The 25,298-nt window shown below is 61.7% G+C and carries 23 protein-coding genes and 1 pseudogene; 13 read left to right on the forward strand and 11 right to left on the reverse strand.

What is annotated here, in order from left to right; all coding sequences use genetic code 11:
- Window positions 1-15 precede the first annotated feature (15 nt).
- Both APH27_RS11115 and APH27_RS11120 read left to right on the forward strand, forming a co-directional pair.
- Complete coding sequence (locus tag APH27_RS11115) at window positions 16-1,323, forward strand: substrate-binding domain-containing protein (RefSeq protein WP_060484818.1); 1,308 nt, start codon at window positions 16-18, stop codon at window positions 1,321-1,323.
- Between the two features lie 159 nt (window positions 1,324-1,482).
- Window positions 1,483-2,526, forward strand: coding sequence for a TerC family protein (locus tag APH27_RS11120; protein ID WP_060484819.1), 1,044 nt, complete (start codon window positions 1,483-1,485; stop codon window positions 2,524-2,526).
- A 60-nt stretch (window positions 2,527-2,586) separates the two neighbouring features.
- Here the strand turns inward: APH27_RS11120 and APH27_RS11125 are convergent, their stop codons facing one another.
- Complete coding sequence (locus APH27_RS11125) at window positions 2,587-3,816, reverse strand: acyl-CoA dehydrogenase (protein WP_060484820.1); 1,230 nt, start codon at window positions 3,814-3,816, stop codon at window positions 2,587-2,589.
- 138 nt (window positions 3,817-3,954) lie between these two features.
- Here APH27_RS11125 and APH27_RS11130 point away from each other — a divergent pair, with 138 nt between their 5' ends.
- The gene (locus APH27_RS11130; RefSeq protein WP_060484821.1) at window positions 3,955-4,881 is read left to right on the forward strand and encodes a LysR family transcriptional regulator; all 927 of its coding nucleotides are present in this window, start codon (window positions 3,955-3,957) and stop codon (window positions 4,879-4,881) included.
- A 193-nt stretch (window positions 4,882-5,074) separates the two neighbouring features.
- On the forward strand, window positions 5,075-6,241 hold the full coding sequence (locus APH27_RS11135) for a cysteine desulfurase family protein (protein WP_060484822.1): 1,167 nt from the start codon (window positions 5,075-5,077) through the stop codon (window positions 6,239-6,241).
- Between the two features lie 288 nt (window positions 6,242-6,529).
- Here the strand turns inward: APH27_RS11135 and APH27_RS11140 are convergent, their stop codons facing one another.
- The gene (locus APH27_RS11140; protein WP_027919915.1) at window positions 6,530-7,183 is read right to left on the reverse strand and encodes an oxygen-insensitive NAD(P)H-dependent nitroreductase NfsB; all 654 of its coding nucleotides are present in this window, start codon (window positions 7,181-7,183) and stop codon (window positions 6,530-6,532) included.
- A 104-nt stretch (window positions 7,184-7,287) separates the two neighbouring features.
- Here APH27_RS11140 and APH27_RS11145 point away from each other — a divergent pair, with 104 nt between their 5' ends.
- The 4 genes from APH27_RS11145 to APH27_RS11160 all read left to right on the forward strand — a co-directional run bounded on the left by APH27_RS11145 (window position 7,288) and on the right by APH27_RS11160 (window position 11,022).
- A complete protein-coding gene (locus APH27_RS11145; protein ID WP_060484823.1) occupies window positions 7,288-8,193 on the forward strand; it encodes a LysR family transcriptional regulator in 906 nt (301 codons plus the stop codon).
- Window positions 8,194-8,239: 46 nt separating this feature from the next.
- The gene (locus APH27_RS11150; RefSeq protein WP_060484824.1) at window positions 8,240-9,451 is read left to right on the forward strand and encodes a hypothetical protein; all 1,212 of its coding nucleotides are present in this window, start codon (window positions 8,240-8,242) and stop codon (window positions 9,449-9,451) included.
- Window positions 9,452-9,556: 105 nt separating this feature from the next.
- Window positions 9,557-10,387 carry an AraC family transcriptional regulator gene (locus tag APH27_RS11155; RefSeq protein WP_060484858.1) on the forward strand — a complete coding sequence of 277 codons (831 nt, stop codon included), beginning with the start codon at window positions 9,557-9,559 and terminating at the stop codon, window positions 10,385-10,387.
- A 50-nt stretch (window positions 10,388-10,437) separates the two neighbouring features.
- Entirely contained in the window at window positions 10,438-11,022 is a 585-nt protein-coding gene (locus APH27_RS11160) for a LysE family translocator (protein WP_027919912.1), read from the forward strand.
- A gap of 125 nt (window positions 11,023-11,147) precedes the next feature.
- On the opposite strand, the gene APH27_RS11165 is transcribed toward APH27_RS11160, so the two are convergent.
- The gene (locus APH27_RS11165) at window positions 11,148-12,347 is read right to left on the reverse strand and encodes a sugar transporter (RefSeq protein WP_027919911.1); all 1,200 of its coding nucleotides are present in this window, start codon (window positions 12,345-12,347) and stop codon (window positions 11,148-11,150) included.
- 224 nt (window positions 12,348-12,571) lie between these two features.
- Between APH27_RS11165 and APH27_RS11170 the strand changes: the two are divergent.
- Window positions 12,572-13,162: pseudogene (locus APH27_RS11170) on the forward strand (hypothetical protein); the annotation flags it as partial.
- A gap of 174 nt (window positions 13,163-13,336) precedes the next feature.
- Here the strand turns inward: APH27_RS11170 and calA are convergent.
- On the reverse strand, window positions 13,337-14,389 hold the full coding sequence (gene calA / locus APH27_RS11175) for a vanillin reductase (protein ID WP_027919910.1): 1,053 nt from the start codon (window positions 14,387-14,389) through the stop codon (window positions 13,337-13,339).
- Between the two features lie 180 nt (window positions 14,390-14,569).
- Between calA and APH27_RS11180 the strand changes: the two genes are divergently transcribed.
- The gene (locus APH27_RS11180; RefSeq protein WP_060484825.1) at window positions 14,570-15,475 is read left to right on the forward strand and encodes an AraC family transcriptional regulator; all 906 of its coding nucleotides are present in this window, start codon (window positions 14,570-14,572) and stop codon (window positions 15,473-15,475) included.
- A 116-nt stretch (window positions 15,476-15,591) separates the two neighbouring features.
- Here the strand turns inward: APH27_RS11180 and APH27_RS11185 are convergent, their stop codons facing one another.
- The 6 genes from APH27_RS11185 to APH27_RS11210 form a co-directional block, all read right to left on the reverse strand.
- Window positions 15,592-16,782, reverse strand: coding sequence for a multidrug effflux MFS transporter (locus tag APH27_RS11185; protein WP_027919908.1), 1,191 nt, complete (start codon window positions 16,780-16,782; stop codon window positions 15,592-15,594).
- A gap of 48 nt (window positions 16,783-16,830) precedes the next feature.
- Window positions 16,831-17,436 (reverse strand): thermostable hemolysin, encoded by a 606-nt coding sequence (locus APH27_RS11190; protein ID WP_060484826.1) that lies wholly within the window; start codon window positions 17,434-17,436, stop codon window positions 16,831-16,833.
- 15 nt (window positions 17,437-17,451) lie between these two features.
- Window positions 17,452-18,933, reverse strand: coding sequence for an AMP-binding protein (locus APH27_RS11195; protein ID WP_027919906.1), 1,482 nt, complete (start codon window positions 18,931-18,933; stop codon window positions 17,452-17,454).
- Window positions 18,930-19,862, reverse strand: a complete 933-nt coding sequence (locus tag APH27_RS11200; protein WP_027919905.1) for a TauD/TfdA family dioxygenase — start codon at window positions 19,860-19,862, stop codon at window positions 18,930-18,932. Before APH27_RS11200 ends, APH27_RS11195 begins: the two co-directional genes overlap by 4 nt.
- Before the next feature lie 129 nt (window positions 19,863-19,991).
- Window positions 19,992-20,930, reverse strand: coding sequence for a LysR family transcriptional regulator (locus APH27_RS11205; protein ID WP_027919904.1), 939 nt, complete (start codon window positions 20,928-20,930; stop codon window positions 19,992-19,994).
- A 25-nt stretch (window positions 20,931-20,955) separates the two neighbouring features.
- A complete protein-coding gene (locus APH27_RS11210; RefSeq protein ID WP_027919903.1) occupies window positions 20,956-21,462 on the reverse strand; it encodes a MarR family winged helix-turn-helix transcriptional regulator in 507 nt (168 codons plus the stop codon).
- 98 nt (window positions 21,463-21,560) lie between these two features.
- Here APH27_RS11210 and APH27_RS11215 point away from each other — a divergent pair, with 98 nt between their 5' ends.
- A complete protein-coding gene (locus APH27_RS11215) occupies window positions 21,561-22,400 on the forward strand; it encodes an alpha/beta fold hydrolase (protein ID WP_218187547.1) in 840 nt (279 codons plus the stop codon).
- The gene (locus APH27_RS11220; RefSeq protein ID WP_027919901.1) at window positions 22,393-23,574 is read left to right on the forward strand and encodes an MFS transporter; all 1,182 of its coding nucleotides are present in this window, start codon (window positions 22,393-22,395) and stop codon (window positions 23,572-23,574) included. Before APH27_RS11215 ends, APH27_RS11220 begins: the two co-directional genes overlap by 8 nt.
- A 51-nt stretch (window positions 23,575-23,625) precedes the next feature.
- Here the strand turns inward: APH27_RS11220 and thpR are convergent, their stop codons facing one another.
- Window positions 23,626-24,171 (reverse strand): RNA 2',3'-cyclic phosphodiesterase, encoded by a 546-nt coding sequence (thpR, locus tag APH27_RS11225; RefSeq protein ID WP_060484828.1) that lies wholly within the window; start codon window positions 24,169-24,171, stop codon window positions 23,626-23,628.
- 157 nt (window positions 24,172-24,328) lie between these two features.
- On the opposite strand from thpR, the gene lpxO reads away from it, so the two are divergent.
- Complete coding sequence (gene lpxO, locus APH27_RS11230) at window positions 24,329-25,228, forward strand: lipid A hydroxylase LpxO (RefSeq protein WP_027919899.1); 900 nt, start codon at window positions 24,329-24,331, stop codon at window positions 25,226-25,228.
- Window positions 25,229-25,298: the final 70 nt, after the last annotated feature.

The raw sequence follows: 25,298 nt of genomic DNA on the forward strand, positions 1-25,298 counted from the left end.
ACAAGGTCGCCCGGCATGCTCCGCCTGCTGCTCCTGCTGCTTCCCCTGCTCCCGCTGACGGCCCTGGCCGAAGCTGGCCACCTGCGCGTGCAAGGCTCAAACACCATGGGCGCGGCGCTGTTGCCCGCCTTGGTGCAGGGGCATCTGTGGGCGCAACAGGCGACGGACATCCAGCAATCACCGGGGGCAGTGCCGAACGAGACCGTGATCACCGCACGCGATGCCCACGGGCAGGCGCTGCGCATCGACGTCGCGGCGCATGGTTCCAGCACCGGCTTTGCCGCGCTGAGCCAGGGCAATGCCGACCTGGCTGCGGCCTCACGCCCCATCAGCGACGCCGAGGTGCGCCAGCTCAAGGCTCTGGGCGACCTGCGCTCGGCCAACGCCGAACAGGTCATCGGCCTGGACGGCGTGGCGGTGATCGTCCACCCCGATAACCCCCTGCCACAGTTGACGACCCAGCAATTGGCACAAATCTTCTCCGGGCAGATACGGCGCTGGGAGCAACTGGGCGTGGCCGGCGGTGCCATTCACCTGTATGCACGTGATGATCGCTCCGGGACCTATGAGACCTTCAAGGCACTGGTGCTGGAACCGCAGCATGGCGAACTGGCCAGCCAGGCGCAGCGTTTCGAGTCCAGCGAAGCGCTGGCCGAGCGGGTCGGCGCCGACCGCCAGGCTATCGGTTTCAGCAGCCTGGCAGCCGTGCACGGGGCCAAGGTGCTGGCGGTGGCCGAGGGCGATGCACCGGCCATGTTGCCGGACCGTCAGCTGGTGGCCAGCGAAGACTACCCACTGTCACGCCGCTTGTACTTCTACCTGCCGGCCAATGCCAAACCCCAGGCCCGAGCGCTGGCGGACTTCGCCCAGAGCCCGGCCGGCCAGGCCATCGTCGCTGCACAGGGCTTTGTCTCGCAGCAAGTCAACGCGCAACCGGTACCGGCGCAGGCCGACATGCCACCGCGCTACCGCAGCCTGGCCCAGCAGGCGCAACGCTTGAGCGTCAACTTCCGTTTCCAGGAAGGCAGCGCCAGCCTCGACAACAAGGCCCTGCGCGATGTGCAGCGGGTCACCGAATACCTGCGCCAGGCCGGCAAGCTGCAAAGCAAGGCGGTGCTGGTTGGCTTTGGCGACCCCAAGGAAACACCTGGCCGTGCAGCCCTGCTATCGCGCCTGCGCGCCCAGGCAGTACGCCGCGAACTGGCACGCGGTGGCGTCGAGGTGCTGGAGGTGACAGGCATGGGCGATGAATTGCCAGTCGCTGGCAATGACCTGGAGCAAGGCCGCTTGCGTAACCGGCGAGTGGAAGTCTGGGTCTACTGACGGGCAAAGAATTGTAACAGCTCACCATTCGGCATCACTGGCAAACGGGTCTAGGCTCAAGCTCATGTGATACCGGGCCCCTCTGACGGCTGCCAAGCCGTGATGTCGGATCACTGTTGCGATCTTCACATGGCAACGTCGACTATCAAGGAGGGGCTCATGACAGCTCTGCAGACATTCCTCACCACCCCGTTTCTTGGCACCAGCACCTGGTTGTGGCTGGTGTTCATGGCCATCGTCATCGGTTTGCTGGTACTCGACCTAGGCGTGCTGCACCGCCAGGAACGCGAGATCGAAATGCGCGAGAGCCTGTTGCTGTATTCAGGCTATTTCAGTGTCGGCGTACTGTTTGGCCTGTGGGTCTGGCATGAGCTTGGGGCGCAATCGGCGCTGGAGTTCTACACCGGCTTCCTGGTCGAACAGTCACTGTCGATGGACAACGTGTTCGTCATGGCGATGATCTTCGGCTTCTTCGCCATCCCCCGTCGCTATCAGCACCGTGTACTGTTCTGGGGGATTCTCGGGGTGGTGTTCCTGCGTGCGATCATGATTGGCGTGGGTGCGGCGCTGGTACAGAACTTTGCCTGGGTGCTCTATGTCTTCGGCGCCTTCCTGCTGTTCACCGGGGTCAAGATGGCCCTGTCGAAGGAAGACAGCCACCCCGACCTGGCCAACAACCCGATCTTGAAGTTCGTGCGCCGGCACATGCGCGTGACCGACCAGATCCATGGCTCGCACTTCTTCGTGCGCCTGACGCCGCCCGGCGCAAGCAAGGCGTTGCGCTATGCCACACCCCTGTTCCTGGCCTTGGTACTGATCGAGCTGGCCGACCTGGTGTTTGCCGTCGACAGCGTGCCGGCGATCTTCGCCATCACCCAGGACCCGTTCATCGTCTACACCTCCAACATCTTCGCCATCCTCGGCTTGCGCTCGCTGTACTTTGCCTTGTCGGCGCTGATGCACCGGTTCGTCTACCTCAAGTATGCGTTGGCACTGGTGCTGATTTTCATTGGCTGCAAGATCTTCTACCACGGCATGGTGGGCAAGGTGCCGGCGTTGCTGTCGTTGGGGGTGACGTTCGGGTTGTTGCTGGGTGGGGTGGTGGTTTCGTTGATCAAGACGCGGGGGGAGAAGCAGGTACCGAGCGTCAGCGAACCTGTTGCAACCCGCAAAAAGGGAAAGGACCCACAACTGAAAGTGTAAGGTTTGCCCATACCGGCCTTTTCGCGGGCTTGCCCGCGAAAAGGCCGGTATGGGCTTGCATCACCTTCCGCCGCTCAGCATGTGCGACGGCACATACTTGCCAATCTCGTACTTGCCGATCGCCGCCCGGTGCACCTCATCCGGCCCATCCGCCAGGCGCAGGGTGCGTTGCATGGCATACATGTAAGCCAGCGGGAAATCGCCGCTCACCCCTGCCCCGCCGTGCATCTGGATCGCCCGGTCGATCACCTTCAACGCCACGTTCGGCGCCACGACCTTGATCTGCGCGATCTCGCTGCGTGCGACCTTGTTGCCGACGGTGTCCATCATGTACGCCGCCTTCAGCGTCAGCAGGCGCGCCATGTCGATCTCCATGCGCGAGTCGGCGATCTTGTCGACGTTGCCGCCCAGGCGCGCCAATGGCCGGCCAAAGGCCGTGCGCTCGACCGAGCGCTTGCACATCAATTCCAGCGCCCGCTCGGCCATGCCGATCGAGCGCATGCAATGGTGAATGCGGCCTGGGCCCAGGCGGCCCTGGGCGATCTCGAAGCCACGCCCCTCCCCAAGGAGTACGTTTTCATACGGTACCCGCACGTTCTCGAACAGCACTTCGGCATGGCCGTGCGGCGCATCGTCATAACCGAACACCGGCAATGGGCGGACGATCTTGACGCCCGGCGCATCGGTGGGCACCAGCACCATCGAGTGCTGCTGATGGCGCGGACCGTCGGGGTTCGACAGGCCCATGAAGATCATCACCTTGCAGCGCGGGTCGCAGGCGCCGGAGGTCCACCATTTGCGCCCATTGATCACCCACTGGTCACCGTCTCGCACGGCGGTGGCAGCCATGTTGGTCGCGTCCGAAGACGCCACGTCCGGTTCGGTCATGGCGAATGCCGAGCGGATTTCGCCGCACAGCAGAGGCTCCAGCCACTGACGTTTCTGCGCCTCGCTGCCGTAGCGCACCAGCACTTCCATGTTGCCGGTGTCCGGCGCCGAGCAGTTGAACGGCTCCGGGCCAAGCAACGAGCGGCCCATGATCTCGGCCAGCGGGGCGTACTCAAGATTGCTCAGGCCGGCGCCGTATTCCGATTCCGGCAGAAACAGGTTCCACAAACCCTCGGCGCGGGCCTTTGCCTTGAGCGCTTCCATGATCGCAGTGGGCTGCCAGCGGTCGCCCTCGGCAACCTGGCGCTCGAACACCGGTTCTGCGGGGTAGACGTAAGCATCCATGAAGGCGCTGACGCGCTCTCGCAGTGCCTGGACCTTGGGCGAATAGGCGAAATCCATCGGGGTTACCTTCACGGTTGGAAGTACATGGGCAGAGCCTAGAGCAGCCAGCCTCGATCTACCTAGTCTATTTTCCGCGTGTATAAACATTCATAACCGATATATGATCGGCCAATAATTCCAACAAAGAGCGGCGCCATGAACCTCAGCAAGGTCGACCTCAACCTGTTCATTGTCTTCGACGCGATCTACACCGAAGCCAACCTGACCCGCGCCGGGCAGATCGTCGGCATCACCCAGCCGGCAGTGTCCAATGCCCTGTCGCGGCTGCGCGAAACCTTCAACGACCCGCTGTTCGTGCGCACCGCCCAGGGCATGGTGCCCACGCCCATGGCCCAGAACATCATCGGCCCGGTGCGCAATGCCCTGGCGCTGCTGCGTACCTCGGTGCAAGAAAGCCGCATCTTCAACCCGCAACAGGCCAACAAAACCTTCCGCATCAGCATGACCGACCTCACCGAGGCGGTAATCCTGCCGCCGCTATTCCAGCGCCTGCGCCGCCTGGCCCCGGCAGTGCTGATCGAAAGTTTCCTGTGCAAGCGCCGTGAAACCACCAAGGAACTGGCCGCCGGGCGCCTGGACTTCGCCGTCGATGCCCCCCTGAACACCGACCCACAGGTGCGCCACGTCAAACTGATGCAGGACCGCTACGTCTGTGCCCTGCGCCAGGGCCACCCGCTGGCTGATGCCAAGCTGACCCTGGACAACTACCTGGGCATGACCCACATTCATATTTCCAGCCGCCGCAACGGTCTGGGTTACGTCGACCTGGCATTGGGCAAGATGGGTGTGCAACGCAAGGTCGCGCTGCGTTCTCAGCATTACCTGATGGCGTCGCAGGTATTGCAGCAGACGGACATGGCCATGACCGTGCCCGAGCGCTTCGCCCGCCGCCACCAGCTGCGCTTCCAGCCGCTGCCGGTCGAAGTGCCACCGCTGGAAACTCATCTGTACTGGCACGAAAGCACCGACCAGGACCCGGCTAACCGCTGGATGCGCGAGCAGATCATCGAATTGTGCGAGCGTGTGGTGGCCGAAGAAGAGCGTGCGCTGGCGCCTGCCTGACCCCACTCAAGATGTGTGGGCTCGGTACGAACCCACAGAGTAAAAACCTATTCCATAGCGATCTATAAATAGAGAAAAATATTCTCCATAAGACGGTTAGATCCAGCATAAAAGGCAAATTCATTCCCACTCCAGCGCGTAGGCTTGATGCAACGATTGCCGATACCACGGCAGCACTGCACGGACTCGCCCTATGCCTAGCGCCCCGCTCTATTTCGACTACGCCGCCACCACTCCGGTCGATGACCGGGTCATCGAAACCATGCTCACTTGCCTCGGGCGCCAGGTTAACTTCGGCAACCCTGCTTCCAGTGGCCACGCCTACGGCCAGGCCGCCCGCGAAGTGGTCGAGCAAGCCCGCCGGCAAGTGGCCGAGCGGGTCGGTGCCCGCGCCGAAGACATCATCTGGACATCGGGCGCCACCGAGTCCAACAACCTGGCACTCAAGGGCATCGCCCAGGGCATGATTCAGGGCAAGGCCCAGCCGGGCCACCTGATCACCAGCCAGCTGGAGCACAAGGCCGTGCTCGACACGGTCAACGAACTGGAGCGCCAGGGCTGGGCCATCACGCGTCTGGCGCCGGACGCCAGCGGCCTGATCCAGCCCTACGCCGTGCAGGCGGCCTTGCGTGCCGACACTCGCCTGGTGTCGCTGATGGCCGTCAACAACGAACTGGGTACCATCACCGATTTCGCTGCCATTGGCGAGCGAGTGCGCGCCCATGGCGCCCTGCTGCATGTGGACGCGGCCCAGGCGGTCGGCAAGCTGGCCCTCGACCTGCAGGCGATGGCGGTGGACCTGATGTCGTTCTCGGCGCACAAGGTGTATGGGCCAAAAGGCATCGGCGCGCTGTACGTCGGCCACCGCGCCCGTGAGTTGATGCGTGCACAGATCCACGGCGGCGGGCATGAGCAAGGGCTGCGTTCGGGTACCCTGCCGACGCATCAGATTGTTGGGATGGGCAGCGCCTTCGCCTTGGCCGGTGAGCCGGGTGACAGCGAGCACCAGCGTATCGAGCAATTGGCCACACGCTTGCGTGAGGGGCTGCTGTCATTGCCAGGCGTCAGCCTCAATGGCTGCGCCTTGCAGCGGATTCCTCACACCTTGAACCTGTGCATCGAAGCCAACGGCTTCAACAGCATGGCCTTGGCCAGTGAATTGGCGCTGTCGACCACGTCGGCATGCAATTCGGCGAGCAATGCGGCTTCGCATGTGCTGTTGGCGCTGGGGCTTGATGAGGCGCGGGCACGCAAAAGTGTGCGGGTGAGTATTGGGCGGTTTACCAGCCAGGCTGAGGTGGACACGGCGATCGGGGTGTTCAAGCGGGCGTTGACTGCGGCTTCGGCGGCATTGTGGTAGGGGCTGGGCGCATGCCTCAAGCTTTTCGGGGCCTGTGAGACCGAGCGCCGCCCACGCGGCGCATCGCGGATAAAATCCGCGCCTACATTCGTTGCAACGTGGCCATGGCTGTAAGGCCATGGTTGTCAGCCGGTTTGCAAGGCTCGCCTTGGCGGGCAACCATGGCGTATCAGGCACGTTGCACATAGATGCAGGAGCGGATTTTATCCGCGATGCGCCGCGTGGGCGGCGCTCGATCTCACAGGCGCTGCAAGGTACACAGCGAACACCCCAACGCCCACCGCAGCCTCAGAGGAAGGTAAACACCGTCGAAGCCGGCAGCCGCGACTTGCTCAGCCCGGCATTGAAATCGGCCTCGCTGCGATAGCCCAGGCTCATTACCACCACACTGGTAAAGCCCTGCTCACGCAGGCCCAGTTCGGCATCCAGTACCTTGCTGTCGAAGCCTTCGATCGGCGTGGCATCCAGACCATGGGCCGCGGCGCCCAGCAGTGCGGTGCCCAAAGCCAGATAGGTCTGTTTCTCCATCCAGTGCTGCAGGTCTTTCTGATCGAAGCGGTGCAAGTCGACATAGCCGCGACGGCTCTGGTTCTGCCCTGCCCGCGCCTGCTCATCGCGGAAGCGGCCATCGGCCTGTTCCTGGTCGAGCACCGCATTCAGGTGCGCCTCGGTCATCTCGGTGCGGGTGCAGAAGACGATCACGTGGGAGGCGTCGAGGATTTTTGGCGAGTTGTAGGCAAAACGGCCGTCGGTGGCCTTGGCCAGGCGGGCTTTGCCTTCGGCGCTGTCGGCGACGATGAAGTGCCAAGGCTGCGAGTTGACCGAGGACGGGCTGTGGCGCAGCTGCTCAAGCAATGCATCGACCGTGGCCTGAGGGATCTTGCGAGCGGCATCGTAGGCCTTGGTGGTGTAACGGCGCTTGGCCAGGGAGACGGTATCCATGCTGCAACTCCAGTGAACGAAACGGGATTTGTTGCGCATCTTATCTTTCCTGCTGATAAGAAAAACCGGCAGAATGCAGCAACACTTTCACCTCTGGAGTGAAAATGCTTCGTTTTACCGACCTGGAACTGTTCGTGCGCAGCAGTGCACTGGGCAGCTTCACCGCCGCCGCGCATGAAGCCGACCTGCTGCCCGGGCAAGTGGCCGCCGCGATCAAGCGCCTGGAGCGCGACCTCGACGTGCGCCTGTTCGCCCGCACCACCCGCAGCCTGCGCCTGACTGCGCAAGGCGAGCTGTACCTGCCCACCGCCCAGCGTGTGCTGGACACCCTGCGCCAGGGCCACGAACAGCTTCACGGCCACCACAGCACCCTGCGTGGGGTATTGCAGGTCTCGGCGCCTTCCGACATTGGCCGCAACCTGTTGCTGCCCTGGCTCAGCGCCTTTCGCCGCGAGCACCCGGCACTGAGCCTGCGCTTTTTCCTTTCGGACCAGATTGCCGACTTCAGCCGCGACCCGGTGGACATCGCCATCCGCTACGGCCTCAACCAGGACGCCAACTACATCGCCCTGCCGCTGGCGCCCTGGAACCGCCGGGTAGTGGTGGCATCCCCCGGCTACCTGGCCCGCCACGGCCGCCCCCGCACGCCCGAAGAACTGCAGCAGCATGATTGCCTGCTGTACCTGCAGCACAACCGCGTGTACGACAAATGGCAGCTTGGCAACCGCACCGTGCAGGTACGCGGGCCACTGGTCAGCGACGATGCCGACGTGGTCCGGCGCTGGGCGCTGGAGGGCGAAGGTATCGTCTACAAATCGTGGCTGGATGTCAGCGCCAACATCGCCGCCGGCGAGCTGGAGATCCTGCTGCCCGACCATCAGGGCGAAGCCACGCCTGTGACGCTGGTGTGTCCGCACCGCAAGCAACTGTCGCCCGCAGTGACGCAACTGCACCTGTGGCTGCGTGAACGCTTCACCTCACTACGGCCAAGCGCGGAAAATAGAGCCTGATACCTGCATCCAGGTAACAATATCCCCCCATGGAGTTTTCTGGCCAATGAATGCCAATGTTCATCTTTTGTCCGCCGGTGCATACGATAGCAAGGCGCTCAGTATCACTTTCAATAGCAAGCCCGTTCCGTCCGAGGACTATGGACTTCCAGCCGGCACAAGCAGGAGACTGCTCCAGCTGGTTAAGGACAACTACTCATGGTTATCGGCCATCCTAGCCGTGATCGTTTCAACATCGGGTCTGCTAAACCTGCTGTTGTATACCAACTACATCGGTCGCCCGGATGTTTTTCTGCGTTCACTTGAAGTAGGCCCAAGTCTGATTTTGCTATGGCTCGTCTACTTTGTACTTTCGATTTTGGCACTGGGGATAATGGTGTGCACATCATGTGTGATCGTGCAGATCATTACCTGGTTGCAGCCTGCTCCCCAACATTCCGCTGCGGTGCTTCGTAACCTGCTCTTCACGCTCGCACTCTGCGTGCTGGCCGGTATCAGCCCTGTTGCCATCAACATCTTGTTCGACGCAGATATCAGCTATTGGCCCATGCTTCTAGTGCCCTTGGTGGCCTTCGCAGGTGCGCTGGTGACAATCGGCAGGTGCGCGGCCTACTGCAAATCACTTTCTCCTTCGGACACCTTCAAAGTGCGGGCAAGCAAAGCTTTCGGCTTGGCCGTGCTATTGGTCATGGCAACGCTCATCGCGGCGTTCCCTCTGGAATTGAGCATCATCTTCTACAAGGAACAGGCATCCACTGCTGACAATATCAAACTGGTCATGTACATGTGTCTAATCATGACTGGCTCGGCGGCACCCTCTGTGGGTTACTACTGGAATATGCAGAAGGATCGATTGACACGTATCCGTACATCAATCGCCACCACTACACTGTACCTGCTGGTTGTTCTAAGTTTCTCTCCATCGCTGGTCAGTGCTCCCTCGATTGGGGCAATGAAGCTGCTGGGCATTCGCGATACACACCCCAAGCATTACCTCATCGATAACGCCGCCTACCCGGCTTCATCATTGAACGCGTCAATGTGGGCGATCAAGGATAGCGAGGCAAAGAAATACAGGCTGACCGGCTACTCGCTCTATTCATACGGCGCGGTCGAACTCATTTGCCCCCCCGGACTAGCTGAAAAGCGCATCAATGAAATGGACAAGCACACTCACGCCTGTATCCCATTCCAGCGCAATTCAGTCACTCCACTAGAGGCAATTGCTACTCCAGCTGCGCCCGATGCCGCTCCTTAAATAATGGAACATGCATGATATCGGAATGCCTGGTTGCACAATCGTTCTAAACAGCGCCTGGTTTTCGGGCTAATGTGGCAGGCCAATCTTCCACGCGACCCCGCCATGAGCAACTGGATCGACCTCAAGCAAGACGCCGACACCGGCATCGAGTCGGTCCGCGCGCATTTTGTCGGCCACGCCTATGACCCACACTGGCATGACAGCTTCCTGGTCGGTTTCACCGAGCAGGGCGTGCAGCAATTCGATTGCCGGAAGGTGCGCCACAACAGCACGCCAGGGCACGTGTTCCTGCTTGAGCCTGGCGATATCCACAATGGCCAGGCGCCCACCGCAGAAGGCTTTACCTACTCGACGTTGTACCTGCAGCCACACTGGCTGGAGGCCGAGTTGCGCACGTTGTTCGAACAGGCACCGAGCGATAGCCTGCCCAGCATTGCCGAGCCGTTGTGCCATGACGCACGCCTGGCCGGTGCTGTCGCCCGGGCATTCCAGGCCGTGCATGGCCCGGAGCTGCGCATCGTGCGGCAAACCGCCACCGATGACCTGCTCAGTTGCCTGACCCGCCACCTGCACTGGCGCAAGCGCCTGAACCCCGACCCGCGCCTGCCGCTGACTGCGCAACGGGCACGCGACTACCTGCATGCCCACCTCGACCAGGACATCGGCCTGGAGCAACTGGCACAGGCTTGCGGGGTCGACCGCTTCCGCCTGACCCGGGCCTTCAAGGCCGCCTTTGGCCTGGCACCCCATGCCTACCTGATCCAGCTGCGCCTGGCCCGCGCCCGGCGCCTGCTCGCTCAGGGCCAGACACCCGCAGAAGTGGCCATGATCCTGGGCTTTGCCGATCAGAGCCATTTGGGGCGCTGGTTCCGGCGCGCTTACCAGCTGACCCCGGCCGACTACCGTCGCCGCTGCTCAAACCTTCCAGACTGATCCGAGGTCAGCTGCGAGCATCGGGCTCTGATCAATCGGAGCCATTTACCATGTCGCAATCGTTGTTGCCCTTCATCCTCTTCGCCCTGGTGGCCAGCATCAGCCCGGGGCCGACCAATCTGCTGATGCTTGCCCACGGCGCCCGTGAAGGCATGCGCGCCAGCCTGGTACCGATACTCGCGGCCTGCGGCGCGGCTGCGGCGGTGGTGCTGCTGGTGGGCTTGGGCCTGGGCGAATTACTGATTCGCCACCCACTGGCTCAGCAAGCGATGAGCTGGGCTGGCGTGATCTGGCTGAGCTGGCTGGCCTTGCGCATGCTGCGCAGCGCAGGTGAACCGCTGGATACGTCGGCGGGCAAAACTTTCGGGCCCTTGAGCGCGGCATCGCTGCAGGTGGTGAACCCGAAGGTGTGGATGATGGCCGTGGCAGTGATCGGGGTGTTTGCGGCGCCGTCATTGCCGGTGTGGCAATTGGCATTGGTGTTCCTGCTGATTGCGCTGCCGTGCATGGCGGCGTGGGCGGTGCTGGGTGTGGGCAGTGCGCGCTGGTTGCAGGCGCCGGGGCGGTTGCTGTGGTTCAACCGGGGCTTGGCCGGGTTGCTGCTGGTATCGGCTTGGGCTGCGGTGTTGAGCTGATTATTGAGGTTTCCTTTACTGGCCTCTTCGCGGGTGAACCCGCTCCCACAGGCAACGCATTGATTTTGAAGACTATGCAGTACCTGTGGGAGCGGGTTTACCCGCGAAGAGGCCGTCGCAGGTAATCAGTGGCTCAACGCCTCGCGGAACCGCCGGGTACTGGCCACCGCCAACAGCAAACCGGCCACCGCCACGCTGCCACCGACCATGCCGATGTCGGCCACGCCCATCTGGCTGCTGACGATACTGCCCAGCAACGCCCCGCCACCGATGCCGATGTTGTAGATACCGGAGAACAGCGCCATGGCCACATCGGTGGCATCGGACGCCAGCTTGAGTGTCTTGGACTGCAGCGACAGGCTGAAACTGAGAATCGCCACGCCCCAGAACATGCTCAACACCGCAAACACATAGAAATTGCCGGACAGCGGCAGCAGCAACAGCAAGCAAGCCGCCAGCACGCCGATCGACCCCACCAGGAAGCCATGCGGGAAGCGATCGCTGTAACGGCTGAACAGCACCGAGCCGACCACACCAGCGCCACCGAACAACAACAGCAACACCGTGGTGCGCTCGCCACCGATCTGCGCCACGTGCAGGGCAAAGGGCTCGATGTAGCTGTAGGCGGTGAATTGCGCGGTGATCACCAAGGTCACCAGCAGGTAGGTAATCACCAGCGCCGGGCGTTTGAACAGGACCGGCAAGCTACGCAGCGAGCCGGAGTTCTGGCTAGGCAGCAACGGCAGCGACTTCATCAGGCACAGCATGGTCACCAGCGCTACACCGGCAATGCTGAGGAAGGTGATGCGCCAGCCCAGCGCTTCGCCCACCACGCGCCCCAGTGGAATGCCCAGCACCATCGCCAGGGTCGTGCCCGTCGCCAGCAAGCCCAGCGCCTTGGCCTGTTGGCCCGGCGGCGCCACACGCACGGCCAGCGACGCGGTGATGGCCCAGAACACTGCATGGGCCAGGGCGATGCCGATGCGGCTGACCAGCAGCATGGCAAAGCTCTGCGACAACCACGACAGCAGGTGGCTGAGGATGAACACCAGGAACACGAACAGCAGCAGGCGCCGGCGCTCGACGTTGCGGGTGACCAGCATCATCGGTAAAGAAGCCAGCGCCACTACCCAGGCATAGATGGTCAGCATCAGGCCGACCTGCGCGGTGGTCATGTCGAAGCTGCTGCCGATGTCACTGAGCAGCGCCACCGGGACAAACTCGGTGGTGTTGAAGATGAACGCCGCCAGGGCCAGGGCGATCACGCTCAGCCAACTGCCGCCACCCGCGGTCGGGGGCAGGTTGGTGGGGATAGGTCCGTTCATGGGTAGGAATCTGTTCTCCGCAGGCATGGCGAAAGGACGCGCGTCAGGGGCCAAGTATCGGCCGCGCTGAGGCACGGGTTTGTTATTGGATGGATGGCCTGCATGGTACGCGTCACACCGGAGCCTCACAACCATGGCGGCATTGCGAGTACCATGCGCGCTACATGTGAATGGCAAAGCGGAACAAGGAGCACGGTCCGCCCATGGACAAGCAGTCCCCCGAACAATGCCTCAGCAGCGTGCTGCTGCTGGACGACGGCAGCCTGCTGGCGCGCTTCGGCATGCCCGGCGAAAAAGGCCAGGTGCTGCGTATCGACCGTCAGGGGGTGGTTCCCGTCATCGGCCTCACGCACTTCGGCCGCTGCCCGCAGCGCCGTTACTTTGCCTTGGCCAACGCCGAGGGCGTGCGCATCACCGATGGCTGGGACGGCCCGCAGGTGACCCGGCTGGCCTGGCCGACCGGGCTGGAAAACCTGCCCAGGGGTTACCCGTTCGAACCTTTCGACCTGCCGCCGACGCCGACCACGCTGGTACCGTTCCCTGATGGGCAACGGGTGTTGCTGGTCAGCGCCGAGGGCATCTTCCTGCTCGCCAGCGAGGGCACCACACGCCTGTTGCCGCGTCAGGTGCAAATTGTCGAGGCACTGGCAACGGGCATGGACCCGGACGACATCGACTTGGGGCTGTCGATGGCGCAAGGCGCCGTCTCGCCCGATGGCCGGCTGATCATGGTTGGCGAGCAAAACAGCCCTCACCTGGTGCTGAACGAACAACTTGAGGTCATCGGCGAGATCGCCACGGGCAGCGAACAGCCACTGATGGTCGATGGCTGCCAGCTCCATGACAGCTGCATGCTGGGCAAGGCCTACGCGTGCTTGCGGGCGCATGCCGAGGCTGACGAAGTACGGCAGGCGCTGTTATGGAAGGACTGGCAAAGCGCACTGGCGTGCTAGGGCCTGTACCGGCGCGAGGGCCGGTACAGGCAGGGCTCAGCCCTGCAGGGTCGCCATGTCGATCACGAAGCGGTACTTCACATCGCCGGCGATCATGCGCTCATAGGCTTGGTTGATGTTGCGGATGTCGAGCATCTCGATATCGCAACGGATGTCATGCGCGGCACAAAAATCCAGCACTTCCTGGGTTTCGGCGATACCGCCAATCAACGAGCCGGCCAGCACCCGACGCTTGAGCACCAGGTTGGCCGCATGCACGGCCGGGTCGATCGGCTCGATCAGGCCGACCAGGATGTGCACGCCATCAAACTTCAGGGTTTCCAGATACGGGTTGAGGTCGTGCTGCACCGGGATGGTATCGAGCAGGAAGTCGAAACGGCCAGCGGCGGCTTGCATCTGCTCGGCATCGGTGGACACGATCACGTGGTCGGCGCCCTGGCGGCGGGCTTCTTCGGCCTTGGCCGGGGAGCGGGTGAACAGGGTCACTTCGGCGCCCAGCGCCTTGGCCAGCTTGATGCCCATGTGGCCCAGGCCACCCATGCCGAGGATGCCGACCTTGTGGCCGGGGCCGACGCCGTGGTGCTTGAGCGGCGAGTAGGTGGTGATGCCTGCGCAGAGGATCGGTGCCGCGCTGGGCAGGTCCATGCCAGCCGGGATGCGTACAACGAAGTGCTCGCTGACGACGATGCTGCTGGAGTAACCGCCCATGGTGTTGCTGCCGTCGACCCGGTCCGGGGTGGCGTAGGTCATGGTCGGGCCTTCCAGGCAGTATTGCTCCAGGTCTTTGGCGCAGGCTTCGCAATGGCGGCAGGAGTCGACCATGCAGCCGACACCGACCAGGTCGCCAACCTTGTGCGAAGTGACCTTGTCACCCACCGCAGTAACGCGGCCGATGATCTCGTGGCCAGGCATCAGCGGGTACACGGCGATACCCCACTCGTTGCGCGCCTGGTGGATGTCGGAGTGGCACACACCGCAATAGAGGATCTCGATGGCGACATCGTCCGCGCGCGGTGCACGGCGCTGGAACGTCATGGGGGCCAAGGGGCTGGTCGGGGTCTGGGCGGCGTAGCCGATGGCGGTATACATGCAGGACCTCACAGGGAAGTGAAACGATTCAGGCCGAGCATTCTGCGCGCCGGCGCCCTCCCCGCCCACGGCTGATTCTCCGGCATCCATGCCTGATCCTCCGAACCTGCCAATGGCCATCTGGCGCTGGCCAGCCAATCTGCGATGATGAGACTGTCTGATTCTCTGCCCTGGTTCATCATGCAACTGACCCGCCACGTCGACGCCAACGCCCCCCTGTGTTCGCTGATCCGCAGCCTGGCCACCGGCCCGGGCTTCGTGCCCACGCACCTGCCCCAGGTGCAAGTACTGAGCTGGGACCATTACGTGGCCAGCAGCCCGCAGATCTACGAGCCGAGCCTGATGATCCTGGCCCAGGGCAGCAAACTGGCGCGCCTTGGGCCGCGCACCCTGGAGTACGGTGCCGGGCACTACCTGGTGCAGGCGCTGTCGGTGCCGTTCATGTGCGAGACCTTTGCCACCCCCGACGAGCCGCTGCTGGGCGTGGCGGTGGACATCGACCGCGGTGTGCTGGGCGAGCTGGTGCAGAGCATGGACTTGGCACCGGATCCTGCGGTACAGGCGCAGACGCCACAGTCGATGACCTCGGCGGCGCTCGATGCGCCAATGCGTGATTGCGTGGAACGCCTGCTGCAGTGCCTGCAGGACCCGCTGGACGCCAAGGTGCTGGGCCCGGCGCGCATTCGCGAAGTGCTGTATACCGCACTGCGCGGCCCGCAGGCGGGGGTGCTGCGGGCGCTGGTCGAGCAGCAAGGGCATTTCGCCCGCATCGGTGCGGCCCTCATGCACTTGCGCGCGCATTACAGCGAGCCGCTGAGTGTCGAGGCACTGGCCGCCTGCGCCAACATGAGCGTGTCGACCTTCCACGAGCACTTCAAACGCTGCACCGACATGGCGCCGATGCAGTACCTCAAGCGCCTGCGCCTGCTCAAGGCGCAGCAGATGCTGATCGGCGAAGGGCTGGGTGTGGCGCAGGCGGCGCACCGGGTGGGGTATCAGAGCACCTCGCAATTCAGCCGCGAGTACAAGCGCCAGTTTGCCCGCAGCCCTGGGGATGAACTGCCCTACCAAAGCCTGCCTGTTTGACACAGGATTTTTATCGCCCCGCAGATCAATGGGTGGGGGATGGCCATACAGATCTGCCCCGAAAAACCAAGGACGCGACGCAGTCCCAAGGGCTGATCTGCATGACCGTCTGTGGCTCAGGCCGCCGTAGCCTGCTGCTGTACCCGCACACTCAGCATGCCCGACAGCGAAACTAGCCACAGCACCAGGAACACACCGGCGATAGCGAGATTCGACGTTAGCGGCAAGGTGCTGACGATGCCTGAGGCCAGCGAGCCGATTATCAACATCAAGCAACCTTGCAAGCTAGCCGCAACACCTGCTCGATCAGGGAACAGGGACATGGAACGGGCCATGGCATTGGAGAAGATGAAACCCTGACCGAACGCGACCAACATGATGCCACTCAGGATACTCGCCAGGCTCAGACCACTCGGCATGGCAGCGATCACTGCTACCCCTAGCAAGAACAGCGACATACCCGTCCACATCAAGACCTGCGGATTGACGCGCCGGATCAACGCCCGGTTCAGCAAAGTACCGACCAGGTAGCAGCTACCCACGGCGAGCGCCGTCGTACCGAAATATTGTGCGCTATGCCCCAACCGCTCCTGGACAACATACGGCCCGAACACATTCCACAACAGGAACGCCGAGAAACTGGAGCCAAGCACGGTCACCGAGGAAAGAAAACGGCTGTCAGCCAAGATGCAGCGGTAGCCAGCAATGGTCTGCAAGGGGCTGCGCCGCCCGGTGCGTGGCAACGACTCCTTGAGCCCGGCCAGCACAAAGGCCAGCACGATCACTGCGTACACTGCATACAGGACGAAGTTGTAACGCCAGCCCAGATGCACTTCGATCATGCCGCCCACATAGGGTGCGATGACGGGCCCCAGGCCGAAAGCCAGGCTGAGGTAAATGATTGCCACATAGAAACGTGGCCCTTTGACGATGTCCACCAGCAAGGCACGTGCAACCACTTGGCAAGCGCCGATAGCGAAACCTTGCAGTGCCCGGGCCAGCAGCAGCATTTCTATGGAAGTGGCAACCGTGGCAAGCACGCTGCCGGCAAGAAACACCAGTAGCCCCAAATGCACCGCAGGCCTGCGCCCACGGGCATCGGCCATGACGCCGAAGAACAGCTGGCCGATCGCATAGAACAATAGCGTGATGGTAATGGTGTTCTGCATCAGGGCAGGGCTGGCCGACAACTCCCGGCCGATGGAGGGAATGCTGGGCGCATACAGGTCGATGGCGATACCGCCCACGCTGTTGATCAGGGGCGCCAGAAAGACGATGAAATTCTCGTAACGCTTGGTCACGGTCATGTTTACCTCCAGCGCGCCGGGCAAGGTGATGCCCAGCGCGTGTCATGGTCAGGCTGATGCCTGGCGGGTGAAATGTGACTGGGCGAGGCCAAGTTCAGGTGCAGGTGCGCGGGTCCAGATGCTGGGGGGTGACAAACGGGACACCACAACCCGTGGCTGTTGCTCGTAATAGGTCCCCCAGTTGATGGCAGGCTCTTTGACTCGCCCTTTGTCCGCACTTCCCAGGTCGTCGAGGTTGTCGACAATTGGCGACAGCAGCTGGCGCACCTGTTCGGTCGCGGTCAGTACAACCAGGCCAAAGTTGCGCAGTGCCAGCATGCTGATCACATTATTGAGCAGGTACTTGCCTGCCCCGCTGCCGCTTCGGAATGACGCAAAGGCACCGACTTCGGCGATGCGCCCGCGATCCACGCCATAACGTTCATCCAGGCCTTCATCCAGGTAGTATTCGCTGAACAGCTTGCCGGAATCGCCATAGCTGATACCGGCGCAGGCATAGCCCGGGGCTCCGCCATTGGCATCTGTCAGGCAGACGAACAGATCGGGCTGCGGCTCTGGAGTGGCGTCATAGTGCTTCAGGTAATGCGCACGCACCGCCTCTTGCAGGCACCGGTAGCCGGGCCGCCCCTTATAGAAATTACGCACGATGTACATGGGGGTCCCTCCTCCTCAGGCGTACATCTGATCAATGAAGCGCGCTTCGATTTCCGCACGTCGCGGGCGCCCGGTAACGGTGTAGAACTGCTCGCGGAACAGGGCGATATCTTCGATGACGCGAATCTGCCGAACCCTGGCAAAATCGGCGAGGCGGTGCTCCAGACGTTGCATCTCGTCACGCACGCACTCAGTGCCAGCGGTGCTGAGCACGATGGCGCAGGGCTCGTCCTTGCCCTCTCCCATGACGATCATGTCGTCCACCAGGGGGCTTTCCTTGTAAACGTTCTCCACCCACTCGGGCGAAATGTTGCGCGCCGTGGAGAGGATGATCACGTGCTTCTTGCGCCCGGTGATATAGAGGAAGCCGTCGCGGAACTCGGCGATATCACCGGTATGCAAATAGCCGTCGGACAGATCGCAAGCAGTATCGTCAGCGTTGTAATACCCCGCGCACAGGGTTGGCGTGCGGACCAGCAGCTCGCCATCAACCAGCTTGGGCTCGATGCCGTCGAGGAGCTTGCCGGCAGAGCCGATTCGCCGCTCGGCGGGTGAGTTCAGCGAAATGATCGACGAGTTCTCGCTCAGGCCATAGGCCTCGAACACCTGCACACCACGGGCTTCCAGTGCCTCCAGGACGATGACCGGGATCTTCGCGCCGCCAGTGATGATATGCGGGCGCTGCGAACCGAACAGTTGCTGCACCGAGCAGTGCTCAAGCAGCATGTTGGCCTCCTCCAGCAACTTGGGCGGCAGGTACAGGAAGTTCGGCTGGTTGGGGGCAATGAGTTCCAGGTATTGCGCAGCGTTGCCACTTGCCGCGCCATACTCGGGCACGCCCTCGGGCATCAAGGAAAGGGTGCCCCCCGACAGAATCGGGATGAACACGCCGAGCACCTGTTCGATCAACAAACTCATGGGCACGATGGAGAAGTAGTGCAACGGTTGCTGTGGCAAGCGCTTCATCACGTTGTCCACCAACAGGCCGACCGCTTCGTCGCGAATCATCACCCCCTTGGGTTTGGAGGTGGTACCTGAGGTATGAATGATCGATACGATGCCGTCCGGCATCAATTCGTCTTCGTTGCGCCACTCATCGCCGATAGCCTGGGCCATCAGTTGGCCTGGAATGAAGCAGGGCTTGTCCGGCAGAATGCCGTGCAGGCGGCCAGCGGTTTTCTCATCGCTGACCAGTACCGCTGCAGCCTTGCCCAGCAGGCTGCCGATCTGATCATCGGAAAACTCGATTGGCACGGGCAACAGTACGGCACCGATTTTTTGAATCGCCAACAACGTGTAGACCCATTCGTAACAAGAGCGCATGGCAATACCGAACACCTTGCGTTCGCAGCGGCCCACACGGCCTTCAAGGGCATTCGCCAGGCGCACCACATCACGCCGCAGTTCGTGCAAGGTATAGTCTCGCCCTCCCATTTCACGGATGACGACGCGGTCGGGCGTTCCTGCCAGGTAATCCTGCATTTTCTTGCTGATCATTGGCCGGTACCTCCAACGCGATAGCTCTGGGCGCCGAAAATGCGACGCGAAGTATCATCCAGCCGGCGGCGGCCGTGCATGACACGCGTGTTATCGATGACGATGATGTCGCCCTTCTGCCAGAAATGGCTGTAGGTATTGCGCTCCGTCACCTCCTTGATTTCATCCCATATATCAAGCGAGATATCCTCCCCATCCGCCCACGTTATACGTGGCGGTTCGTAGTTGACACTGGGGCCAAGCATCGAATTGCAGAACGCTTTGCGGCCGCTGAAGCAACTTGTTTCCACGGCTGAAATAATCAGTTCCGAGGCGATGAGATTTTGGTCGATGCGACGATAAGTTTGCCCGGCTACCTGCTCATTGACTTGCTGCAGATGCTCGTCCGTTATCGCCTCCAACGGCAATTGCAGTTCAATGCTGAGGAAGCGTTTCACGTTTTGCCACGGAATACGCCGGCTGTATCGAATCTCGCGCTGCTCAAATAACTTTCGGGTTTTCGCCGACAAGTCGAACAGCACGCGTTGGCCATCGCAGAGCGTTGTTTGCGATCCGACAGAAGCCGCTTCCAGGCAATAGAACCACTGCAAGTCAGGATTGAACGGCAGGTTGCCGTTTTCGCGGTGCAGGCCCATTTCGTGCACGCCCGCTTCGATTTCTGCAGTATTCGACGTGGCCGCCTTGCGTGCAGGGTCAAAGGTGACGCGTGATGAATGTGCACTGACGAATTCATTGAAGTCAGTAAGACTATCTGCAAAATCACGGTAAATGACCGCACCGCTATGGGCCAGGTCTTCGTACAGTGCTGCACCGCTGATCGCATCGCAAACGCGGCTGTCACGATCGACAGCGATTACACATTCGAAGCCGTAGCAAGGCGTCGGCTGCCGAAAATAAGGGGGTACCAGGGGTTGAACGTGCGCCAGCATTACTCATTCCTCCGTGAAGTGTGGATTCAGGTAGAAACGTCCGCTACCCGATGACCACACAGTAAGTGAAATGAGTACGTGGCTGGTTTTAAGAAATCTAAATGCGTTGTAAAAAATTAAAAATCCGTTTCATCCATCCGTCAGCAACGCCTCGGCGACTTGCTCAATCAACGTGCGCAAGCTGGAAAGATCTTTGCTGTCGCTGCGATCGCGCGCCCAGATCATGTCCAAGGTGAAACTGGGAAACCCGAGCGGCGGTTGGCAGACTTTCACTTGCGCGGGGATCCGCAACAGCGGTAACAACCGCGCAGGCAACGCAACGGTGGCAGGCACCGCGGCGACGATGTTCACGCAGGCCTGGTAGCCGTTGGCGCGCACCAGCACATTGCGCGAGCGCCCCACTTTGTCTAGCCAGCTGTCGACCATGTTCTTTTCCGAGATCCATGGCGTGGGGAATACATGGGGCGAGGCACAAAACTCATCCAGGCTCATTGCACCGTCGTTCGCCAGCGCGTCCAGGCTGGTCAGGCATACGAAATCATCGTTGATCACCGCCTGCCATTGCAGCTCGGGGTGCATCTGGTGATAGCCGGGTCCAAAACCGATGGCAATATCAATTTCACCCGAAATCAGCCGGTCCACCGGGAGGTCACGGCTCAGGCGATCCAAATGCAGCGACGTGTTGCCATGGGTGCGAGACAGCACCGCCAGGGCCTGGGGCAGGAATGACAGCTCAAAATATTCCGGGGCACAAAGCCTCCAGATTTTACGCACGGCTTGCAGCGACACCGTGCTGTCGTCTTCTGCGCAGCGGTTTACGGATTCGACCACCACCCGCAGATAGGGCGCGATCTTCTCAGCCTTGGTGGTCGGCTGAAGCACGCCCTGGGAAGAAGAAAACAACGTGTCGTCAAAGCACCCGCGCAGTCGCTTGAGGCAATAACTGACCGTGGGCTGGCTGACACTCATCAGCTCGGCAGTGCGCTTGGCGCTGCGCAGCTCCAGCAAGTTGAGAAACACCACGATGTCCTGCAGGTCCAACTGCTTGAGGTAGTTGCTGTGAAGCATGGAAATTCCTCCTGAATATTCCAGTTCAGGGTGCCGGTGCCCCCTCGCCGGGCAGATGCGCGAGTAACTGCTTCAGCAGTTGTGCAAAAACTGCTCGCTGCTGTGCATCCAATGGGGCCAACACCAACTCTTGAATCTCGGTATGTGTAAGGACGGCCCTCTCGATCAATGCCCTCCCCCCGGCGGTCAGTGCAACCTGGTAACTGCGCTTGTCGTGGCTGTCGGCAACACGCTCGACCATCCCGGCGCTTTCCAGCCGAGCCAGCCGGTTGGTCATGGCCCCCGACGTGATGAGCAACGAACGATACAGTTCAGTTGGCGTCAAGCGGTACGGCGCCCCTGATCGACGCAGCGTTGCCAGCACATCGAACTCACCTTCCTTGAATCCGTACTGTGCCAGCGCTTCGGCACGCATGCGTTCCAGGTGTTTCTGAATGCGCACCATACGCCCGAATACCTCCATGGAGGTGACATCCACTGAGGGCATCGCCTGAGCCCATTGTGCCACCACGAAATCCACATGGTCATTCATCGCTTCCCTCGATCGTGCAAATTATCAACGTTAACCCGTACACATTCCTGAACCTTGACGCCTTTAAACTATCTTAACGTTAAGCTATCTTGACGGGCATGTGGCTGAAGGATCAGGAGATACACATGGCATTTTTCACACACGGACAGCATCGACATTACTATTACGACGCAGGCGCCGGCAGCCCTGTTTTGCTATTGCATGGCCTCGGCAACAGCGGGCGGGCCTGGATACCTCAAGTTGGCGCGCTGCTTGGCCTCGGCCATCGCGTCATCGTATCCGACCTACTGGGCCACGGCGCGTCCAGTGAAGCGCCCGAAGGTATCACAGCCCATACCCAGGCACTGGAAATGCTGGCACTGCTCGATCACTTGGGGCTCGACAGCACACACCTGATCGGCCTGTCACTGGGCGGGATGGTGGCACTCGAAATGGCCTGCCATGCTCCGCAAGCGGTGCAGAAGCTGGTCGTCGCCGGTACGTTCGTCAACATGAACACTGCACATCGGCAGGGCATGCTCGATGACTGGGCCGCAGGCCTGCAACAGACGGATGGATGCCTGAAGCGATTCAAGTCAACCTGGCAGGCGTTGGTCGGTGCTGATTTCGCAGACTCTGCCCGCGGCCAGCGGCTTTACCAGGCTTGGCACGCCCAAGCCGCTCAATTGTCCGCGCAAGACCAGATCCGCTGGTGCAATGGCATGAAGCACTTCGACGTCAGCAACCAGTTGCCGCTTATCCAAGCCGCGACGCTGGTACTCGCAGCCGAACGAGACTGCATAAGCCCACGCTCGGAAGCCGAGGAAATCAGCCTTCGTATCGCTCACGCCCGACAGGTAACCCTGGCGGGCGACGGCCATGTGTTCAACATCCCCCACGCCCACGCCTTCAACCAGGCGATAGGTGCCTTCCTGCAGGAGCGACCTCACGATGCGTAATCTGCCAAGCAAAGCATGCGTCGGCGTGTTGGCCGTCCTGATCGGATTGAACCTGCGCCCCATCATGGCCGCCATCGGCCCATTGCTGGGAACACTGCAACATGAATTGGGCCTGAGCAACGCCGAAGGCGGCCTGCTGACCACCCTGCCGGTAATGATGATGGGCCTGTTTGCGCTCTCCGGCCCATGGCTGCTGCGCCTTGTCGGCGAAGTCAACGGGGTGGCGTTGGGTATCACGCTGATTGCCATTAGTTGCGCCGCGAGGGCCTATGTAACATCGGGTTCGGCGCTGATCGCCACAGCGGCCCTGGGAGGTGTCGGCATTGCAGTGATCCAGGCATTGATGCCCGCGTTCATCAAGCGCAGTCACCCCGATAGCACGGGCATGCTGATGGGGTTGTTCACCACGGGCATCATGGGCGGCGCAGCTCTGGCTGCCGCCTTTGCGGCCCCTGGCGCGGCCCTGATGGGTTGGCAACTGACCTTGGGGGTGGCGGCTTTGCCGGCATTGCTCGGATTGTTCGCCTGGTTGTTCGCCGTCGGTCGCCACCCCGTCAGCCGCAGCGATGCCCGTTTGCCATACAGAAACGGGCGAGCCTGGTTGCTGTTGTTGTTCTTCGGTCTAGGCACCGGGGCCTACACGCTGGTGCTTGCCTGGCTTGCGCCGTTCTATGTCGAGTTGGGTTGGGCTGCCGCCGATGCCGGCTACCTGTTGGGGGCACTTACCATCACGGAAGTCATCGCCGGCCTGCTGGTATCAGCCCTCATTCAACGCTACCCCGACCGCAGGCAGCCGCTGACGGTGGTGATAATCCTGCTACTTGCGGGCTTGGCATGCTTGATGACCGCTCCGCTGCAGCTCGCGATAGTGGCCACTTTGTGCCTGGGGCTGGGCATCGGTGCACTTTTCCCCCTTTCGCTCATCGTCACCCTCGACCACGCCGACTCACCAGCGCAAGCCGGTTCACTCCTGGCATTCGTACAAGGGGGTGGCTACCTGATTGCCGCCACCGTACCGCTGATGGCCGGTGTAGTGCGCGACAACCTCAGTTCCTTGCACTGGGCTTGGGGAATCATGGTCATTGGTACCTTGCTGCTGCTGGGTTTGTCCGCGCTGCTGCGCCCAACAACCAGGCATTCGCCAGCATGCGCCCCGCAGAGCACGAACAGGTAAGTGCCAGTGGCCTGCTACTGTTTGTTTCGGGGCCAAGGGTGCCTGTGGCAGTCAGCCTGCCAAAGGCCACTGCGCCAGCGGCCAGTAACGGCCTTTGCGCGACTCGTACAGGGTGAAGTGCCTGGCGCTGAAATGGAAATCAGGCGCCACGGCCGCCTCCGGGGCCTGGCCGTGAAAGTCCCGTGACAAGGTGAGGTGCGGGCGGTATTCACGGGCCTGCTCCTCGAACCCCAGCGGCAACAGCGCCTGCTGCAGGCCATAGACCAACTGGCGCAAGGCAGCCGGCGTTTCCTGTGGTTCCAGCACCAGCACATTGGCCCGCGGCCAGGTTTTCAGCTGATCCAGCAGCAAACGCAACGGCGCGCCCGGCCGCGCCAGGTTGTCCACGGCCGCGCACACTGCAGGCACCCGGGCCGCATCCACATCACCCAGAAACAGCAAGGTCAGGTGGAAGTTTTCGTTCGGCACCGGCTTGCCGCTGCGCAGGCCCAGGCCGCGTCGCCACTGGCTTATCCCACGGCGTTGGGCATCGCTGACAGGCAAGGCGAAGAACAACCTTTTGAAGGGGGTGCCACTCGGGCGAATGTCCTGAACCATGTGAACTCCATCACGTGAAACGTTTGCGCACACCCACACGCCTTACACCAATGTCGACCCGCATCAACGTAACAATAAGTACAAACTGCCCCCATGATTGTTTATGCTGGCGAGCTTATGCCATGGCGCATGGCCATTTTTCGACAAGTAACCGTCCATGAAAATTGCACTCGTACTGATCTTCGTCCTCTCGATCGCCTATGTTCACCTGCGCGGTCGGGTGCGCCACAAGCTGACCCGTCAGCTGGGCGACCACTCCAGCTTCCTGGCCCCGGTCAACAGCTTCCTGTACCTGTTCTCCAAGCACCCGGCCAAGCCTTACTTGCCGGTGGAAGCCTTCCCCGAGCTGCAGCCGCTCAAGGACAACTGGCAGGAGATCCGTGCCGAAGCCCAGCAGCTGCTGCACGTGGGTGAGATCAAGAAGTCCGATAATTATGACGACGTCGGTTTCAATTCGTTCTTCAAGACCGGCTGGAAGCGCTTCTACCTGAAGTGGTACGGCGAAAGCCACCCGTCGGCGATGACCCTGTGCCCGCGCACCACCGAGCTGCTGCAAGGCATCGGCACGGTCAAGGCGGCGATGTTCGCCACCCTGCCACCGGGGGCCAAGCTGGTCCGTCACCGTGATCCGTATGCAGGGTCGTACCGCTTCCACCTTGGCCTGGACACGCCGAACGATGACGGTTGCTACATCGATGTGGACGGCGAGAAGTACTCCTGGCGCGATGGCGAGGGCGTGGTCTTCGACGAGACCTACATCCACTACGCCGCCAACACCACCGAGCACAACCGCATCATCCTGTTCTGCGATATCGAGCGCCCGTTGAAGTACCGCTGGGCCACCGCGTTCAACCGCTGGTTCAGCCGCAACGTCATGGCCGCCGCCGCAGCGCCCAACGACGCGGGCGACAAGACCGGCGGCATCAACCGCCTGTTCACCCGCATCTACAAGATCCGCGAGCGTGGCAAGGCGCTGAAGAAGCGCAACCGCATGCGCTACTACCTGGAAAAGTGGCTGGTGGTCGCCGCCCTGGTACTGGTGTTCGTCTACATCTGAGGCCCTTCGCGCAACCTGTCGCCGGCAACCGGCGACAGGCGCAAATTCGACTAGCCTGAAAGCTCCTCCC

Source organism: Pseudomonas sp. NBRC 111123, assembly GCF_001320205.1.
Taxonomy (GTDB): Bacteria; Pseudomonadota; Gammaproteobacteria; order Pseudomonadales; family Pseudomonadaceae; genus Aquipseudomonas; species Aquipseudomonas putida_J.

Bases quoted from the DNA above. Each gene is read 5' to 3' on its own strand.
- APH27_RS11120 (WP_060484819.1), top strand. From the start codon at position 1,483: ATGACAGCTCTGCAGACATTCCTCACCACCCCGTTTCTTGGCACCAGC.
- APH27_RS11130 (WP_060484821.1), top strand. From the start codon at position 3,955: ATGAACCTCAGCAAGGTCGACCTCAACCTGTTCATTGTCTTCGACGCG.
- APH27_RS11115 (WP_060484818.1), top strand. From the start codon at position 16: ATGCTCCGCCTGCTGCTCCTGCTGCTTCCCCTGCTCCCGCTGACGGCC.
- thpR (WP_060484828.1), bottom strand. From the start codon at position 24,171: ATGGTTCAGGACATTCGCCCGAGTGGCACCCCCTTCAAAAGGTTGTTC.
- APH27_RS11185 (WP_027919908.1), bottom strand. From the start codon at position 16,782: ATGACCGTGACCAAGCGTTACGAGAATTTCATCGTCTTTCTGGCGCCC.
- APH27_RS11210 (WP_027919903.1), bottom strand. From the start codon at position 21,462: ATGAATGACCATGTGGATTTCGTGGTGGCACAATGGGCTCAGGCGATG.
- APH27_RS11135 (WP_060484822.1), top strand. From the start codon at position 5,075: ATGCCTAGCGCCCCGCTCTATTTCGACTACGCCGCCACCACTCCGGTC.
- APH27_RS11220 (WP_027919901.1), top strand. From the start codon at position 22,393: ATGCGTAATCTGCCAAGCAAAGCATGCGTCGGCGTGTTGGCCGTCCTG.
- lpxO (WP_027919899.1), top strand. From the start codon at position 24,329: ATGAAAATTGCACTCGTACTGATCTTCGTCCTCTCGATCGCCTATGTT.
- APH27_RS11155 (WP_060484858.1), top strand. From the start codon at position 9,557: ATGAGCAACTGGATCGACCTCAAGCAAGACGCCGACACCGGCATCGAG.
- APH27_RS11215 (WP_218187547.1), top strand. From the start codon at position 21,561: ATGTGGCTGAAGGATCAGGAGATACACATGGCATTTTTCACACACGGA.
- APH27_RS11165 (WP_027919911.1), bottom strand. From the start codon at position 12,347: ATGAACGGACCTATCCCCACCAACCTGCCCCCGACCGCGGGTGGCGGC.
- APH27_RS11125 (WP_060484820.1), bottom strand. From the start codon at position 3,816: ATGGATTTCGCCTATTCGCCCAAGGTCCAGGCACTGCGAGAGCGCGTC.
- APH27_RS11160 (WP_027919912.1), top strand. From the start codon at position 10,438: ATGTCGCAATCGTTGTTGCCCTTCATCCTCTTCGCCCTGGTGGCCAGC.
- APH27_RS11180 (WP_060484825.1), top strand. From the start codon at position 14,570: ATGCAACTGACCCGCCACGTCGACGCCAACGCCCCCCTGTGTTCGCTG.
- APH27_RS11200 (WP_027919905.1), bottom strand. From the start codon at position 19,862: ATGCTGGCGCACGTTCAACCCCTGGTACCCCCTTATTTTCGGCAGCCG.
- APH27_RS11195 (WP_027919906.1), bottom strand. From the start codon at position 18,933: ATGATCAGCAAGAAAATGCAGGATTACCTGGCAGGAACGCCCGACCGC.
- APH27_RS11150 (WP_060484824.1), top strand. From the start codon at position 8,240: ATGAATGCCAATGTTCATCTTTTGTCCGCCGGTGCATACGATAGCAAG.
- APH27_RS11190 (WP_060484826.1), bottom strand. From the start codon at position 17,436: ATGTACATCGTGCGTAATTTCTATAAGGGGCGGCCCGGCTACCGGTGC.
- APH27_RS11140 (WP_027919915.1), bottom strand. From the start codon at position 7,183: ATGGATACCGTCTCCCTGGCCAAGCGCCGTTACACCACCAAGGCCTAC.
- APH27_RS11205 (WP_027919904.1), bottom strand. From the start codon at position 20,930: ATGCTTCACAGCAACTACCTCAAGCAGTTGGACCTGCAGGACATCGTG.
- APH27_RS11145 (WP_060484823.1), top strand. From the start codon at position 7,288: ATGCTTCGTTTTACCGACCTGGAACTGTTCGTGCGCAGCAGTGCACTG.
- calA (WP_027919910.1), bottom strand. From the start codon at position 14,389: ATGTATACCGCCATCGGCTACGCCGCCCAGACCCCGACCAGCCCCTTG.